At 72.0% G+C, this 15,435-nt stretch carries 18 protein-coding genes; 12 read left to right on the top strand and 6 right to left on the bottom strand.

Annotation, left to right across the window (positions count from 1 at the left end; all coding sequences use genetic code 11):
• Window positions 1-419 precede the first annotated feature (419 nt).
• A complete protein-coding gene (locus tag AB0I91_RS39810) occupies window positions 420-1,418 on the top strand; it encodes an L-threonylcarbamoyladenylate synthase (RefSeq protein WP_499641520.1) in 999 nt (332 codons plus the stop codon).
• Between the two features lie 37 nt (window positions 1,419-1,455).
• On the opposite strand, the gene AB0I91_RS39805 is transcribed toward AB0I91_RS39810, so the two are convergent.
• Entirely contained in the window at window positions 1,456-2,094 is a 639-nt protein-coding gene (locus AB0I91_RS39805) for a carbonic anhydrase (RefSeq protein WP_499617663.1), read from the bottom strand.
• A 132-nt stretch (window positions 2,095-2,226) separates the two neighbouring features.
• The gene (locus AB0I91_RS39800; RefSeq protein ID WP_499641518.1) at window positions 2,227-3,216 is read right to left on the bottom strand and encodes a hypothetical protein; all 990 of its coding nucleotides are present in this window, start codon (window positions 3,214-3,216) and stop codon (window positions 2,227-2,229) included.
• A gap of 336 nt (window positions 3,217-3,552) precedes the next feature.
• On the opposite strand from AB0I91_RS39800, the gene AB0I91_RS39795 reads away from it, so the two are divergent.
• From AB0I91_RS39795 to AB0I91_RS39775, 5 genes are all read left to right on the top strand, one after another.
• The gene (locus AB0I91_RS39795) at window positions 3,553-4,368 is read left to right on the top strand and encodes an alpha/beta fold hydrolase (RefSeq protein ID WP_499641516.1); all 816 of its coding nucleotides are present in this window, start codon (window positions 3,553-3,555) and stop codon (window positions 4,366-4,368) included.
• A gap of 459 nt (window positions 4,369-4,827) precedes the next feature.
• Window positions 4,828-5,427 carry a hypothetical protein gene (locus tag AB0I91_RS39790; RefSeq protein WP_499617660.1) on the top strand — a complete coding sequence of 200 codons (600 nt, stop codon included), beginning with the start codon at window positions 4,828-4,830 and terminating at the stop codon, window positions 5,425-5,427.
• A gap of 273 nt (window positions 5,428-5,700) precedes the next feature.
• Window positions 5,701-6,315 carry a cysteine hydrolase family protein gene (locus AB0I91_RS39785; protein WP_498779103.1) on the top strand — a complete coding sequence of 205 codons (615 nt, stop codon included), beginning with the start codon at window positions 5,701-5,703 and terminating at the stop codon, window positions 6,313-6,315.
• A gap of 60 nt (window positions 6,316-6,375) precedes the next feature.
• Window positions 6,376-7,845, top strand: a complete 1,470-nt coding sequence (locus AB0I91_RS39780) for a flavin-containing monooxygenase (protein ID WP_499641515.1) — start codon at window positions 6,376-6,378, stop codon at window positions 7,843-7,845.
• Window positions 7,846-7,905: 60 nt separating this feature from the next.
• Window positions 7,906-8,775, top strand: a complete 870-nt coding sequence (locus tag AB0I91_RS39775; RefSeq protein WP_498779098.1) for an isocitrate lyase/PEP mutase family protein — start codon at window positions 7,906-7,908, stop codon at window positions 8,773-8,775.
• 7 nt (window positions 8,776-8,782) lie between these two features.
• On the opposite strand, the gene AB0I91_RS39770 is transcribed toward AB0I91_RS39775, so the two are convergent.
• Both AB0I91_RS39770 and AB0I91_RS39765 read right to left on the bottom strand, forming a co-directional pair.
• Window positions 8,783-9,019, bottom strand: coding sequence for a DUF6343 family protein (locus AB0I91_RS39770; protein ID WP_230568422.1), 237 nt, complete (start codon window positions 9,017-9,019; stop codon window positions 8,783-8,785).
• Window positions 9,016-9,357, bottom strand: coding sequence for a hypothetical protein (locus AB0I91_RS39765; protein ID WP_498779094.1), 342 nt, complete (start codon window positions 9,355-9,357; stop codon window positions 9,016-9,018). The genes AB0I91_RS39770 and AB0I91_RS39765 overlap by 4 nt, the downstream gene beginning before the upstream one ends.
• Window positions 9,358-9,434: 77 nt before the next feature.
• Between AB0I91_RS39765 and AB0I91_RS39760 the strand changes: the two genes are divergently transcribed.
• From AB0I91_RS39760 to AB0I91_RS39745, 4 genes are read left to right on the top strand one after another with little or no spacing between them, the layout of a single operon-like run.
• Complete coding sequence (locus tag AB0I91_RS39760; RefSeq protein ID WP_499641512.1) at window positions 9,435-10,892, top strand: MFS transporter; 1,458 nt, start codon at window positions 9,435-9,437, stop codon at window positions 10,890-10,892.
• Window positions 10,893-10,928: 36 nt separating this feature from the next.
• Window positions 10,929-12,014: a M20 family metallopeptidase gene (locus AB0I91_RS39755; RefSeq protein ID WP_498779090.1), complete on the top strand. Its 1,086-nt coding sequence runs from the start codon at window positions 10,929-10,931 to the stop codon at window positions 12,012-12,014.
• Window positions 12,015-12,042: 28 nt separating this feature from the next.
• The gene (locus AB0I91_RS39750; protein WP_499617654.1) at window positions 12,043-12,465 is read left to right on the top strand and encodes a metalloregulator ArsR/SmtB family transcription factor; all 423 of its coding nucleotides are present in this window, start codon (window positions 12,043-12,045) and stop codon (window positions 12,463-12,465) included.
• Window positions 12,462-12,959 carry an SRPBCC family protein gene (locus AB0I91_RS39745; RefSeq protein WP_498779086.1) on the top strand — a complete coding sequence of 166 codons (498 nt, stop codon included), beginning with the start codon at window positions 12,462-12,464 and terminating at the stop codon, window positions 12,957-12,959. Before AB0I91_RS39750 ends, AB0I91_RS39745 begins: the two co-directional genes overlap by 4 nt.
• 48 nt (window positions 12,960-13,007) lie before the next feature.
• Here the strand turns inward: AB0I91_RS39745 and AB0I91_RS39740 are convergent, their stop codons facing one another.
• Window positions 13,008-13,409, bottom strand: a complete 402-nt coding sequence (locus AB0I91_RS39740) for a MerR family transcriptional regulator (RefSeq protein WP_498779084.1) — start codon at window positions 13,407-13,409, stop codon at window positions 13,008-13,010.
• 68 nt (window positions 13,410-13,477) lie between these two features.
• Here AB0I91_RS39740 and AB0I91_RS39735 point away from each other — a divergent pair, with 68 nt between their 5' ends.
• Both AB0I91_RS39735 and AB0I91_RS39730 read left to right on the top strand, forming a co-directional pair.
• Window positions 13,478-14,035, top strand: coding sequence for a class I SAM-dependent methyltransferase (locus AB0I91_RS39735; protein ID WP_498779082.1), 558 nt, complete (start codon window positions 13,478-13,480; stop codon window positions 14,033-14,035).
• A gap of 241 nt (window positions 14,036-14,276) precedes the next feature.
• Window positions 14,277-14,648, top strand: a complete 372-nt coding sequence (locus AB0I91_RS39730; RefSeq protein ID WP_499641510.1) for an STAS domain-containing protein — start codon at window positions 14,277-14,279, stop codon at window positions 14,646-14,648.
• A 38-nt stretch (window positions 14,649-14,686) separates the two neighbouring features.
• On the opposite strand, the gene AB0I91_RS39725 is transcribed toward AB0I91_RS39730, so the two are convergent.
• Complete coding sequence (locus tag AB0I91_RS39725; RefSeq protein WP_499641508.1) at window positions 14,687-15,388, bottom strand: hypothetical protein; 702 nt, start codon at window positions 15,386-15,388, stop codon at window positions 14,687-14,689.
• Between the last annotated feature and the right edge of the window lie 47 nt (window positions 15,389-15,435).

Here is a 15,435-nt window from a genome sequence, read left to right as displayed (position 1 = left end):
GGGGGGTCCCCGTCCCCCCCCTCGCGGACACCGGGGGCGTGGGGGCTCCCGGACCCCCCGCCCACCCCCGCCTCGTTGCCCCGCCCGCCCCGGGGGGGCGTCCGGCCCCGCGCCCGCCCCCCCCGGGCCAGGCCATCCGCACGTTGCGGTAGAGGCCGGTAGCGCCTGCGCGGACCCGATCAGGTGCACGGCGAACAGGACCGTGCCGAGCCGGCGGACGTGGGACGAAAAGTGATCAGGTCGTGCGTGCCGTACGGCCTGATCACCGCGTGGACCAGGTAGTCGCACCGGTGTGCGGCGCCGCCACGGCCTCGTGGGCGACCTCGTCGAGCAGCGCGACTGGTCCCAGGTCGTTGTCCAGGGTGTTCTCAGCCCACCTGGTCGGCCGCGACGTCGATGCCCCCAGTACGTTGTCGCGGGTGGTGGAGAGGATTGCGAGTCCGTTGGCAACGAGCAGTGATCTCGAGAAGGCGGCCGGTGTGCTGCGAGCGGGGGGTCTGGTGGCCCTCCCGACCGAGACCGTCTACGGCCTGGGCGCCGATGCCGAGGATCCCGCCGCGGTCGCGCGCGTCTTCCAGGTCAAGGGGCGTCCGCCCGACCACCCGCTGATCGTGCACCTCGGCGATGCGGACCAGTTGGGTGACTGGGTCGAGGACGTCCCCGCGACGGCGCGTCTGCTGGCCGAGCGCTTCTGGCCGGGGCCGCTGACGTTGGTCCTGCGGCGCGGTCGCCGGGTGCCGCTCGAAGCGACCGGTGGCCTGGAGACGGTGGCCGTGCGGGTGCCCGCACACCCCGTCGCGCTCGCGCTGCTGCGGGCCTTCGGGGGTGGTGTGGCGGCTCCGTCGGCCAACCGCTTCGGTTCGGTGAGCCCCACGACGGCGGACCACGTTCGCGCGGAGCTCGGTGATGCCGTGGACTTCGTGCTCGACGGTGGCCCGTGCGAGGTCGGCGTCGAGTCGACCATCGTCGACGCCACGGGCGACGTCCCGAGCGTCCTCCGGCCTGGCGGGGTGACGCGCGAGGACCTCGAAGCGGTGCTGGGGTGCTCGCTCGCGGTCCATTCGACGAGCCGCGTCCGGGTGCCGGGGCAGCACCCGTCGCACTACGCGCCGCGGGCGCGGGTCGTCCTCGTCGAGCCCGAGAAGATCGTCGCCGAAGCGGAGCTCGCGCAGGAACTGGGGCACAGGGTGGGCGTACTTCTTCCTCCCGCGTTCGCCGGCGCCCTGGTGACGGCGCACGCCGTGGTGGCGGTCCCCGGTTCGACGTCCGACTACGCGCGAGGGCTGTACGGGTTCCTGCGCGAGCTCGATCAGCAGGGGTGTGATCTCATCGTCGCGTCCTTGCCGGTGGAGGAGGGGCTGGGCTTGGCGATCGCCAACCGGCTTCGCCGCGCTGCCGGGCCCCGGCCCCTCGAGTGACCTGCACCGGTGTCGTTCAGCGCTCCTGCCGGGGTGCTCAGTTCGTGGGGACGGGGACGTCGAGGCCGCGGGCCGCGACGAGTCGGGTGTTGCCGTCGGCCAGGCGGTAGCACAGGCCGACCACCGCGGCCTGACCGGAGTCCACCCGCTCGGCGAGCAGCCGGGAGCGGTCGAGCAGCAGGTCCACAGTGCGGCTGACGTGCTCGGCGAGGATCTCGTCGGCCTGCAGGCGTCCGGCGGCCCGCGCCGCGATGACGCTGGGGGTGACGCGCTCGACCACGTCGCGGATGTACCCGTCCGGGACCGCGCCCTCGTCGAGCGCGGCGCACGCGGCAGCGACCGCGCCGCACGCGTCGTGCCCGAGGACCACCACCAGCGGGCTGCCCAGCACGCCGACCCCGTACTCGACGCTGCCCAGCACCTCCGCGCCGACCACGTGGCCCGCGGTGCGCACCACGAACAGGTCGCCCAGGCCGCGGTCGAAGACGATCTCGGCGGCCAGCCGGGAGTCGGAACACCCGAACAGCACGGCGAACGGGCGCTGAGCGGGTGCGACCTCGGCGCGACGGGCCGCGTCCTGATTCGGGTGCTCCGGCGTGCCGGCGACGAAGCGCTGGTTACCGGACAGCAGCAGTTCGAAGGCTTCCTGCGGAGTCGAGTACTTGATCTCGGCCATGGCCTGAAGCCTAGGTCAAACCCGTGCCTGGGGCGCTGCCCTGCCGGGTGACGACGCCGGGGTACGTGGACGGCGAAGTGCCGCCCAGCTCCGTCCGTGCGCACCGCCGCCCTCCGGGTCGGCGTTGCACGTCTACGGGATGTCCTGGAACGACAACGGGGTGGTCGTCGGCGTGACGGTGACCTCCCCCCGCCTCAGCCGCAGGGCCAACGGTGCGTTCACGGGTAGTTCGCGGCGCAGCGGGTCGGAGAGGTAGTCCATCGTGGCGATGCGGTCGGCGTAGTCGAGGAACCGGTGGCAACCCACGGCGCGCACGTCACCGGGACGCGGTGCGGCCAGCACGTCGGCCAGGGTGAAACCACCGGCGCCGGCGCTTTGGATGACCTCGGCGCTGGACAGGTGCCGCATGACGACCCGCTCCGGGAACGACCGCGACGCGAAGTGCCGGTACAACACGTACTCCGAAGCCCCGGTCCACCGGGACCGGTCACGGGCGACCAGGAACGCGCGCCAGAACGGCACACCGTGCGCCCGTTCGACCAGCCGCACCAACTCGGCCGCCACCCGGCGCTCCAGCACCATGTGGTGGTGCATCCCGCTGAAGCGGTCGACCGCGCACCACCCGGGCACCACCCGCGAGGCCGCGCGCAGGGCCGAGTGCCGGACCGCGCCGGACGCGCCTTGACCCGAGCCCCAGCGCAGCGGGTAACCCCACGGCATCAGCGCCCGGCCGAACGGGTCGACGAACGTCACGTCCGCGACGAACGCCAGGTCCGCGTCGGTGACCAGCACGTGGTCGGCGGTGACGCCGGGCAGCGCGAAGCAGCCGAGCTTGAGCAGCTGCTGGAAGTACCACGTCGCGTTGCCGTGCGGCGAGCCCGTGGCGCGCAACACCGCCTCGACCTCCGCCAGGCTCGGCTCGACCAGCGATTCGTCGAGCCACCGCACGCGCTGGTCGACGAACTGCGGTGGCGACGCCGACACGACGTGCACCGCGCGGATCGGGTTGCGGCAGTGCCGCAGCAACGACCGCAACGCCAACGCCGCGTCGGAAGCGTCCTTGGGTGCGACGGGCATCACGACGTCCAACTCCGGCAGCGCTGCGTTCACCGCTGAGCTCATCCCGCCATCATCGCGGTGCCGGCCGCTCCCCGCCGTCGGCGGCACGCGCGCCCGTGCGAACGCGCGGTCCCGACCCCAGCCCACCCCGTGGCATTCACGTCGCCGCAAGGCGATGTCGCGACGTATTCCTGACCGCGTTGCGGTGCACCGCGACTCGACAGCACGGCCGCCGCATCCGGTCGACGGACGACCCGACGAACCCGCGACCCCGTCGTGCCGGCAACGTCCGACGCCACGGTTAGCGGGACCCATACCAGGCGACGGTCTTCAGTTCACCTCGGTAGAGGTGAGACGCTGTCGGTGCCGAACACCGCCCGAGTGAGGGGACTTCGTCCGTTGGCCGAGAAGAGCATCACCGTCGACGGGCAGGAACTGGCCTACCTCGAGTCGCCCGGTTCCGGGCGGCCCATCGTCCTCGTGCACGGCAACTCGTCCGCCGCTCGCACCTGGCGCGCGCTGGTGGACGGCCCCTTCGGCGAGCGGTTCCGATGCCTGGCGCCGGACCTGCCCGGACACGGCGGCTCGCCGCCCCCTGCGGCAGAGGAGGCTTACTCGCTGCCGGGCTACGCCGACAACCTGGTCGGCTTCATGGCGGCCACCGACACAGAGGACGCTGTCGTCGTCGGCTGGAGCCTCGGCGGGCACATCGCGATCGAGGCAGCCCCGCGCCTGCCGCACGCGGCCGGGTTCCTGATCTTCGGCACACCGCCCGTCAGCTCACCTGCCCAACTCGCGGAGGCCTTCCTCCTCAACCCGGCCGTGAACATCGGCTTCAGCGCCGAGGTGGACGACGAGGCCGCGCGCGCCTACGCGGCCAGCTTCCTCGCCCCAGGCTCTGCGTACCCGGTCGCCGAACTCGTCGCCGACATCCTGGCCACCGACGGCTCCGCCCGTGCCGGTCTGCTGGCGAGCCTGGGCGCGGGCCGGTTCGCGGACGAGGTGGCGATCGTCGCCGGGCTCACGCAACCCCTGGCAGTCCTGCACGGCGAGGACGAGCAGCTCGTCAACCTCGACTACCTCAATTCGGTCCCGATGCCGACGCTCTGGCGCGGGCAGGTGCGCATCCTGCCGGCCATCGGGCACGCGCCGCACTTGGAGGCGTCGGAACAGTTCGCCGCCGTGTTGACCGAATTCCTCACCGACCTGGGCTGAATCGGGGCGACGGGGCCGGTCTACGCGATATCCACCTCCGCCGGGATCGTGGTGAGCGTCTGGTCGCCCATGACCAGCCTCCTGGTGTGAAGGTGCGAATCGTGACCGACTGGCCACGCCCACGCCATCTCTGGGATTGGTCCCATAAAGAGCGCGGGTCCGGTCGCTGCTCTGGATGCCGCAGCACCGCGTCCATAACTCGAAGTGGGTGCAGATCACGAATCAGTAAACACCGAAAAGTGCGGACGTGGATCCGCAGGAACGCCATAGCGTTCTGCTGCCTCGATGATGCGAGGTCGTCGCCTCTTCGCATGCCCGTACAGTGGTGGGAGCTCCATGACAGGACAGTTGCACAACATGGCTAGCGGCGAGGTACTCGGTGCCCTCGTCCAAGCGGGCTACATCAGCGGGAACCTGAATATCCACCTACCGCCTTCGCCGCCCTCGTCAACTCAGCCGTTGACCGGGTCGGCAAACAGCCCTTGGTACTTCATCATCGGCTGGAACATGGGCAATCGGTTGTCGTTGCTGCCATTGTCCAAGGAAGGTCGAACGGCTCGGGACGAGCTGGTCGAAGCGCTGGCCGGCATCGGGCTGACGTGGGAGGAATTCGTCCCCGTTCTGGCCACCGGCCACCAGCTGGTGGACCCGCCTCCTCCGGATCCACACGGCAAGGACCTGGCGATCAGGGCGTACACCGGGGCACTTGACGACCTCCAGCGGCGGGTTGAGCAGCAGGCAAACCGGGACGAGCTGGCGTGGTTCCTACTGGGGCGGCTTGTGGTGGAGATCCGCACCTACCGCGTCCTGGACCACCAGTTCGCTGCCAACCCGGACGGCTCCGAGCCTCGGGACCTGTCCGCTTCGGTGTACGCGGCGCAGATCACGCTTAGAGGCGTGGCGGAGACGGTGAAACTCCCGTCCGCCGTGGAGACGTTGCTAGGTCGGTTCCTCGACACGTTGGCAGGGGACGCGACCCTGCTGGAGTTGTTCGACCGCTCCGAGGAGCTCAAGCACGCCTGCCAGGCGATGCTGCGGTTGTCCCGCCCGAGCGACTGACCAGCCTTTCCTCAGCGGCTGTGACGAGGGCTCGAACACTGCTAACAGGTCCAGCGTCCGCCTTGGCGGCGTACGGCCGTCGTGCGGGAGGGTCTGGTGTCGCCATGCGGGTCGGAGGGCTCCGGTGGTGGCGCGTCGGGGCGACTGCTGGACGCGAGGTTCGGCACGATGTGTTCGGTTCACGAGGGGAGTGAACCCGGACGTCGCATTGCGGGCGGGGGGTCGGGGCCGTTGAATCAGGTCCGCGACCGCCGCCGAGGAGTGGAGCCTGCGATGACCGAGCTGGTGCTGGACCCGAAGACGACCGCGTTGGTGCTGATCGAGTACCAGAACGACTTCACCAGCGAGGGTGGTGTGCTCAACGGTGCGGTCAGTGAGGTGATGGGCAGGACCGAGATGCTGCCCAAGACCGTGGCCCTGGTGGAGGCGGCACGGGCGGCCGGGGTGACGGTGATGCACGCGCCCATCACGTTTGCCGAGGGCTACCACGAGATCTCCTCCCACCCGTACGGCATCCTCAAGGGCGTGGTGGACGGCAAGGCGTTCGTCAAGGGCAGCTGGGGCGCGGCGATCGTGGACGACCTCGCGCCCCGCGACGGCGACATCGTGATCGAGGGCAAGCGCGGGCTCGACACGTTCGCCAGCACGAACCTCGACTTCATCCTGCGCAGCAAGGGCATCACGACCATCGTGCTGGGCGGGTTCCTGACGAACTGCTGCGTCGAGTCGACCATGCGCACCGGCTACGAGAACGGGTACAAGGTCATCACGTTGACCGACTGCGTGGCCGCCACGTCCCAGGAGGAGCACGACAACGCGTTGCGCTTCGACTTCCCGATGTTCTCCCTGCCGGTCACGGCCGACGACGTGATCGCCGCACTGTCCTGACGCCGCCCCGGTCGGGATGATGGACGGGCCGGGTGTGCCGATCGCGGGGGAGTGGCGGCGATGAGGGCGTGTGTCGTCGGAGCGGGGCCCGCGGGCATCGTCACGGCCAAGGTGTTGCTGGAGCACGGCTTCGACGTCACCGTCTTCGACAAGTACGAGCGGGTCGGGGGGATCTGGTCGCCGGGCGGCAGCTACGACGGCCTGTCCAACCAGTCGGCGCTCCGCCTCTTCGAGTTCGCGGACCTGCCCAACCGGCTGAGCTTCGCCAGTTCCGTGGACAGCCAGCGCTACCTGGAGGACTACGCGAGGACGTTCGGCGTGCTCGACCACCTCCGACCGGGCACCGAGGTGACCTCGATCCGGCCGGTCGACGGGCCGGGGCCGGTCGGGGCCTCCGGTTGGCTGGTCGAGCACCGCCCGGTCGGGGACGAGGGCGCGCCGGTCGGTCGCGAGACGTTCGACCACGTCGTCGTCGCCAGCGGAGCGCACGACCACGTCCACGTGCCCGACCTGCCCGGGCGCGAGTCGTTCCCCGGGACCGTGCTGCACGCCAACGACGTGCGGTCCGGGACGTTCACCGGCAGGCGCGTGGTCGTCGTGGGCGGCGGCAAGTCCGCGTTGGACCTGGCCACCCGCGCGGCACGCGAGGCGACCTCGGCCACGCTCGTGCAGCGCAAGGTCAACTGGATGATCCCCGAACGGCTCCTGCTCGGCACGGTCGGCTACCGGTGGATCCTGTTCACCCGGCTCGGCGAGGCGCTCCTGCCCCGCTACCACGACCCGGCCTGCGTCCGCCCGATCGACCGCCTCGACGACCGGGTCAAGCGGGTCCTGTGGCGGCTCATCACCCGCGACATGCTGATCTCCGCCGGGTTCACCCGCCTGCCGGAGCGGCTGCGACCGACCCGACCGCTGCCCTACCACCTGGCCCACGCGGGCGTCATGCCGCGCGGTTACGTGCGGGCCGTCCGCCGAGGTCGCCTCACGGCCGAGGTCGGCGCGGTCGAGGCGTACACCGACCAGGGCCTGCGCCTGGCGACCGGCCGCGAGGTCGCGGCGGACGTCGTCGTGTTCGCCACCGGCCACCGCCGGGTCTTCCCGTTCCTCGACCTACGGGTGCACGACGACGCCGGGCGGCTGCGGCTGTACCGGGGCATCGTGCCGCCGGGCGTCGACCGGCTGGGGTTCGTCGGGTTCCGGCAGGTCTTCAACAACATCATGGGCGTGGAGCTCACCGCGCACTGGTTGGCCCGCCACTTCCTGGGCACGCTGCACGTCACCCCGGACGAGCGGGGCATGAACGAGGCCGTCGACGCCCGCCTGGCCTGGCACGAACGGGTGCTCCCGGGCACCGGCGGCTACGACTTCGGCCCCTACGACATCCACACCGCCGACGAGCTCATGCACGACATGGGCCTGCCGTCCCGCCGCACCGGCAACGTCCTGGCCGAGTACCTGTTCCCCGGCGGGGTCGCCCACCGCTACCGGGGCCTGGCGGCGAGCCGCGCGCAGGGGCGGACCCGCGGCTGAGTGGATCTCATCCTTCCGATATCTCGACCAGGTTCGGCGAGGCCGCCTACGGTTCGTCGCATGGCTTACGGCAAGGCACTGCGCGAGGCCGTCGCGGCTCCCGGGACGACGCCGCTGATCGGCGTGTTCGACATGCTGTCGGCCACGATCGCGGCCCGGCACTACGACGGGCTGTTCGTCTCCGGCTTCGGCTTCTCCGCCTCGCACTACGGCCTGCCCGACGTCGGCTTCATCGCCTGGCCGGACGTGGTCGGGTTCGTGCAGCGGCTGCGCCTGGCGCTGCCGGACAAGCACCTGCTGGTCGACATCGACGACGGGTACACCGATCCCGAGGTCGCCTGCCAGGTGGTCCGCGCCCTGGAGCAGGTCGGCGCGTCCGGCGTGATCCTGGAGGACCAGCAGCGGCCACGCCGGTGCGGGCACGTCGAGGGCAAGCGGGTGCTGCCGCTGGAGCAGTACCTGGAGAAGCTGGACCTCGTGCTGCGGACCAGGACCGACCTGGTCGTGGTGGCGCGGACCGACGCCACCGACGAGGACGAGATGCTGCGCCGGGCCGCCGCGTTCGCCGGGACGGACGCCGAGGTGGTCCTGGTCGAGGGCATGCCGTCGGTCGACGTGATCCGCCGCGTCCGGCGGGCGGTGGGCGGCAAGGCGCTGCTGTTCAACCAGATCGCGGGCGGCCGGTCGCCGAAGCTGTCGCTCGGCGAGCTGTCCGACCTGGGCGTCGACGTGGCGATCTACAGCACGCCGTGCCTGTTCGCCGCGCACGCGGCCATCGAGGACGCGATGGTGGGGCTCAAGGAGCGCGACGGCGTGCTGCCGGACGACTCGATCGACGTCGCCGAGTCGCAGGCCCTGCTGGAGCACAACATCAGCCGCCATCACGACGTGCCCGCGCCGCGCGCGTCCCGACCGGCCATGTCCCGCTGAGCCGACGTCAGCCCGGGTCGCCGCGCCGCTTGCGGTGCACCACCCAGCCGAAGTCGACGATCAGCCCCACCACGATCACCGCGAGCAGCACCGCCAGCCACGTCAGGCCGGCGCGCACGCACAGCACGGCCGCCACGCCGTTGAACACGACGCCGAACCCGGCCAGCCACAACCGCAGGGTCAACGCGCTGCGCGGCGGCGCCGGTGGCGGCAGGTCGTCGTCCGGGTGACCGCGTCCGGTCACGTCCGCCACTCCTCCTGCCACCCGTGGTGCGTGTCGTAGGCGCCCGCGAGCAGCAGGAGCACCGACCGGTCGGACCCGCCCTCGACCTCCTCGCGCAGCCACCGCGCCTTCTCCTCGAACGGCACCGGCACGCGCTCGTCGGCGGTGCGCGCCTCGCCGGGCACGATGAGCAGCTCGCGGCCGTCGTCGGACCGCAGGATCGCCAGCCGCCCCCGGCGCTCGGCCTCGTCGAGCAGCGGCAGCTCCTCGCGCGCCAGCCGCTCGGCGTCCTCGTCCAGCCGGTCCAGCACGAACCGGCGCAGGTCCACGTCCGACAGTCGGTTCGGCTCCACGTCCATGCCCAGGGGGTATCCACTCCGGACCGGGCCACACGTGGTGGCGTGCGGGTGATCGTGCCGGGAGGTAGGAATGAGTGATGACCAGGGCGTACGAGCCGGACCCGCGGCGGTGGAAGGCGCTCACGGTCACGCTCGTCGCCGGGTTCATGAGCCTGCTCGACGTGAGCATCGTGTCCGTCGCCCTGCCGTCCATCCAGCACGGCCTCGGCACCACGCCGGCGGGCGTGCAGTGGGTCGTCTCGGGCTACGCGCTGGCGTTCGGCCTGACCCTCGTGCCCGCCGGACGCCTGGGTGACGCGATCGGGCGGCGGGCCATGTTCCTGGCCGCGTTGGGCGGCTTCGTGCTGTTCAGCGCGTTGGCCGGGCTCGCGCCGACCACGGAGGTGCTGGTCGTGGCACGGCTCGCCCAGGGCATCTCGGCGGGCGCGCTGGCGCCGCAGAACTCGGCGTTGATCCAGCAGCTGTTCCGGGGCGCGGAACGCGGCCGGGCGTTCGGGTTCTTCGGCTCCACGGTCGGCGTCTCCACGGCCGTCGGGCCGGTGGTCGGCGGCGTCATCCTGGCCGTGGCCGGCGAGGACGAGGGCTGGCGGTGGATCTTCTACGTCAACGTGCCGATCGGCCTGGTCGCGCTGGTGCTCGCGGCACGGCTGCTGCCGCCCGCCCGCGGTGGGCCGCGCGGCCACCTCGACCTGGTCGGCGCGGCCCTGCTCGGCACGGGGGTGCTGGCCGTGATGCTGCCGCTGGTGCTGGCCGAGGCGGGCGGGCTGGCGCGGCTGTGGTGGCTGTTCGGGCTCGGGGCGGCGTTGCTGGTGCTGTTCGTGCGGTGGGAACGGCAGGTCGCCGCGCGTGGCGGCGGCCCGATGCTCGACATCGCCCTGTTCACCGGCACGCCCGGTTACGGCACGGGCGCGTTGCTCGGGATGGTCTACTTCATCGGGTTCGCCGGCATCTGGCTCGTGTTCGCGCTGTACTTCCAGACCGGGCTCGGCTACACGCCGTTGCAGTCGGGGCTGGCCGTGACGCCGTTCGCGGTCGGGTCGGCGGCGTCCGCGGTGGTCGGCGGGCGGTTGGTGGAGAAGTGGGGGCGCAAGCTGACCGTCACCGGGTTGACCCTGGTGGTGGCCGGTCTCGCGGTGACGGCCGTGGTGCTGCGGTTCGCGCCGCCGCACGTGGCCGGGTGGGCGGTCACGCCGGCGTTGCTGGTGGCGGGCATCGGCGGCGGGTGGGTGATCTCGCCGAACACGACGCTGACGTTGCGGCACGTGCCGGTGTCGATGGCGGGTGCGGCCGGTGGGGCGTTGCAGACGGGGCAGCGCATCGGCGCCGCGATCGGCACCGCGGCGTTGACCGGCGTGTTCTACCTGGTGCTGACCTCGTCCGGGCGGGACTTCCCGGTCGCGGTGTCGGTCGCGATCGGCGGTGCGACGGTGGCGGTGTCGCTGGCCCTGGTGGTGGCGATCGTCGAGCTGCGCGCCCGACCGCGTTGTCCGTCCGCTGTGGAGGGTGCGGAGCAGGCGATCCCGGACGCGCCGTGACCCGTGCCGCCGCGGTAGTCGGGGCACGATGGCGGGATGGACCTGCTACCGCTGACCGAGCAGCTGCTCGGCATCCGCTCGACCGCCGACCGCCCCGACGACCTGCGCCGGGCGTTGGACTTCGTGCTGGACGCGGTCGGGCCCGGTTTCACCGTCGAGCGGTTCGAGGCGGGTGGCAAGCCCAGTGCGCTCGTCTACTCGGGTGAACGCCGGCCACACTTCCGGGTGATCTTCAACGCCCACCTGGACGTGGTGCCGGGCGCGGACGAGCAGTTCCGGCCGCGTCGGGACGGCGACCGGCTCATCGGCCGGGGCGCGCAGGACATGAAGCTGTCCGCGCTGGTGCTGGCGTCGGTGTTCCGGGACGTGGCCCGGCGGCTGCCTTACCCGATCGGGCTCCAGCTCGTGACCGACGAGGAGGTCGGTGGGCGCAACGGCACGCTGCACCAGCTGGAGCAGGGCGTCACGGGGTCGTTCGTGGTGATCGGGGAGCACAGCGCGCTGCGCGTCGTGGCCGAGTCGAAGGGCCTCGTCACCGCGCGGCTGCACGCGGTGGGACGTGCGGCGCACAGCGCTTACCAGTGGCTCGGTGACAACGCGTTGCTGAAGGTGATGCGCGCGGTGGACGGCGTGCTCGCCGCGTACCCGGTGGCGGGGGAGGAGGAGTGGCGGACGACGGTGAACGTCGCCCGGATCTCGTCCGGGAACCAGGCGCTCAACCAGGTGCCCGCGGACGCGACCGCGTGGCTGGACGTCCGCTTCCCGCCCGAGGACGTCGACTTCACCGGCCGCTCGCGCGAGGAGGTCGCCGCGCACCTCACCTCGTTGTGCCCGCCCGGCGTCACGGCCGCGGTCGACCACGTCGAGCCGCCGCACCGGGCCGACCCGGACGGGCCGGACCTGCTGGCGCTGCAACGCGCCGCCCGTGCCCAGGGGTACTCGGGCGACCTGCTGCGCAAGCACGGCGCGGCCGACTCCCGGTTCTACTTCCAGCGCGGCATCGAGGCGGTGATCTTCGGGGTCGGCGGCGACGGGCAGCACGGGCCGGACGAGCACGCCGACCTGACCACGGTCGAGCCGTACCGGCGGGCGTTGATCGCGTTCCTGGAGGGCATTGCCTAACGTGTAACCCAGTGGTTACGCTTTAGCGGTGGACGACGTGGCGGGTGCGATCGCCGACCCCGTGCGGCGGGAGATCCTGGAGATGCTGCGCGTCGACGCACGGCTGTCGGCCGGGCAGATCGCCGAGCGGTTCGCGATCAGCCGCCCGGCGGTGAGCAGGCACCTGCGGGTGCTGCGGGAGAGCGGGCTGGTGCGCGACGAGCTGGTGGGCCGACAGCGGTTCTACGTGCTGGACGCCTCCCGGCTGACGCCGCTCGCGCGCTGGCTGGCCGACTTCGGCGTGCCCGACCGGACCTCTGGTTGGGCGCACCGTCTCGACGCGCTGGAGACCGAGGTCTACCGCACCCGGCGGGAACGCCGCACCGGCCGACCCGGCGTGGACGGGCCGCTCGCCGACCGGTCGTCCCCCGATGGATCCCCTGCCGACGAATCGAAGGAGAACACCGCATGACCCCCACCCCCACCGGTCGGCTGTTCCGCACCGACGCGGGCAGCGACCTGGTGCTCACCCGCACGTTCCGCGCGCTCGCCGACGACGTGTGGGCGAGCCTGACCGAGCCCGAGCGCACGGCCCGGTGGTTCGGCCCGTGGGAGGGCGAGGCCGCTCCGGGGCGCGCGGTGAAGGTCCAGATGGTGTTCGAGGAGCAGGAGCCGTGGATGGAGGTCCGCATCGACGCGTGCGACCCGCCCCGGCGGTTGGCGATGTCGATGGTGGACGAGGCCGGCACGTGGCGGATGGAGCTGCTGCTGTCCGAAGTGGACGGTGTGACCGAGCTGAGCCTCGTGCACCACCTGTCGACCGAGGAGGGCATCGGCGAGGTCGGCCCGGGGTGGGAGTACTACCTGGACATGCTGGTGGCCTCCCGCGCCGGCGCGCCGCTGCCCGCCTTCGACGACTACTACCCGTCCCAGAAGGAGTACTTCGAGGGCCTGACCACCGACTGACGTGGCTGCGGGCGGCCCGCGGTTCGGCCTCGTCGGTGACGGACCGGGTCAGTCGGGGATGCGGGCGGCGACCTCGGCCTGGAAGTCGGGGCACGTGGTGATGTCCTCGGCGTCGCACCCCATCGCGTGTTCCAGCACCGACAGCGACGCCTGGAGCGAGGCGATCCGCTCGGCCAGCCGGTCGTGGTGCTCGCGGTAGAGCGCGCGGCGGGCCGAGCGGTCGGCGGTGGCGGCGAACAGCAGCCTGATCTGGTCCAGGCCGAGGCCGGCGTCCTTGGCGAGCAGGATCATCGCGATCCGCGCCTCGTCCGCTGGCCCGTACCGCCGCCGACCGCTCGCCTGGCGGCGCGGCGCGAGCAGGCCCACGTCCTCCCAGTGCCGCAGCACGTGCGTCGCCAGCCCGAACCGGTCGGCCAGCGTGCCGATCGACAGCTCCTCGCTTGACTTCATGTCGACATGAAGTTGCACAGTCGGTGGTGTTGTCAACCACCGCCGACTGTCGCGTTTCGGGAGCCCACGTGTCCGACCACCCGCAGACCAGCTACTTCGACCGGAAGCGCAGTGCGTCCTACGAGCGGCGGGCGACCCGCCTGCTGGGCGGCCTGTACCGGCTGGTCGCCTCCGACGTGGCCGCGCTCGCCCCGCCCGCCGCGGTGGTGCTCGACGTCGGCACCGGTCCCGGACGTCTCCTGCACGCCGTGGCGGCCAGGCGGGCGGACCTGGTGCTGGGCGGTGTCGACCTGTCCGCTGACATGGTGGACATCGCCCGTGCGCGCGCTACGTCGTCGCGCATCACGTTCCAGGTCGCCGATGTGGCGTCGCTGCCGCACCCGGACGACAGCGTGGACGTGGTCGTGTCGACGTTGAGCCTGCACGAGTGGCCGGACCAGCGTCGGGCGGTGGCCGAGTTGGGGCGCGTGCTGCGGCCCGGCGGCGTGCTGCTGCTGTACGACTTCCGCTTCGCCCGGTTCGACCGCGGGTCGTTCGCCGGGTTCGCCGACGTCCGTCGGGTTCCGGTGCGCCCGAAGTGGTGGCCTGCCCCGCTGTTCGCCAAGATCACCGCCGCCGTGCGCTGACCCGTCGGTGGTCACCCGTTCGAGGGGTTCCCGAGGTGGTCCGAAACCGGGCCCTCCCGGTGGGCCGCCTGCACTTCTCCGGGGCGCGGCGGTGGCCGTGGGTGTGCCGTTGAGCTGCGGATTCGGGTGGATGCGAGTACGGTCGGACGACGCAGCGGATCGAGTCAGCTGCCACTGCCTTCTTCGACCTCCGAGGAGGCTGCGGGCCGTGATAACCGAACCTTCCAGCCACTCGTTCAGGGTGGACCGCCAAGTCCACGGCTATGCCGTCGTGGTCCGCGTCGCCGGCGAGGTCGACGCGATGACCGTCTGCGGGCTGAAACACGAGATCGCGATCAGCCTGGCCCTGGCGACCCCGCCCGCACCGGTCGTCGTGGATCTCACCGAAGTGGACTTCTTCGCCGCCGCGGGCTTGAACGAGCTCCACCGCGGCCACCTGGCGGCCAAGGCGGCGGGCGTGCCGCTGCGCGTGGTCGCCAGCCACCGCCACGTCCTGCGACCGTTCGAGATCAGCGGCCTGGACCAGGAGATCACGCCGTGCTCCACGCTGGCCGAGGCCTTGGCGGTCCGCACCCCGAGGGGTGTCCGGCGTTTCGCCCTGCCCGTCACCTGACCCGGCGGGGTCGGTGGTCGGGCGATGGGGTCCGGTAGTCAGCCCAGGGTGCTCACGTAGGCCAGGGCGCCGAGGGTCGGAACGGCGGCGAGGGTCAGCAGGAGCGACTTGCGGGTTGGGCTGGGGCCGTCGAGCGCCTGGCGGATGCCCAGTGGCAGCAACGCGGCGCACAGGCCCACGACCGCGATCACCGACGTGATCTCGGTGCCCTTCAGCACGCCCAACGGCAGCAGGCACGTCGCGGCCAGGGCGGTGGCGCGGACCGGGCCGAAGACGCCGCCGCGGTAGGCGGCGAAGGCCAGCACCGGCCAGCCGAGCAGGATGGTGAACGACAGGAAGCTGAACAGGTGCAGGTCCTGGTAGGACTGGCCGACGAGGTCGGTCGCGACGGCCGCGCCCTGCCGTCGGACCAGACCGTGCGCGGCTTGGTCGATGCCCGCGTGGAACGTGCGTTCGAACAGGCCCACGAGGACCAGCCCGGCACCCCACGCCGCCAACACGGGACGCGCTCGCCCGATCCGGTGCGCCAGGGCGATCACCGCGGGTGCGAGCAGCACGGTCCCGGCGAGCACCAAGGTGTGCGCCGCGGTCATCCGGCCCGGCTGCTCGGCCACGGCGGCCAACTGCTGGGGGAAGAAGTAGTGGAACGGCCACCGCAGCAGCGTGCCCACGAGCAGCAGCACCGGACCGAGGGTCATCGCGACGGCTCCCGGCCACCGGCCGGGGAAGGGGGAGGTCATGGGGTAGACGATCTCAACGAAGGGCTCGGAGCGGATCGGCCCGGGGT

This window comes from Actinosynnema sp. NPDC049800 (assembly GCF_040656635.1).
GTDB lineage: Bacteria > Actinomycetota > Actinomycetes > Mycobacteriales > Pseudonocardiaceae > Actinosynnema.
Note: the sequence above shows the minus strand (reverse complement) of the source record. Positions and strands in the feature narration are given on the sequence as shown.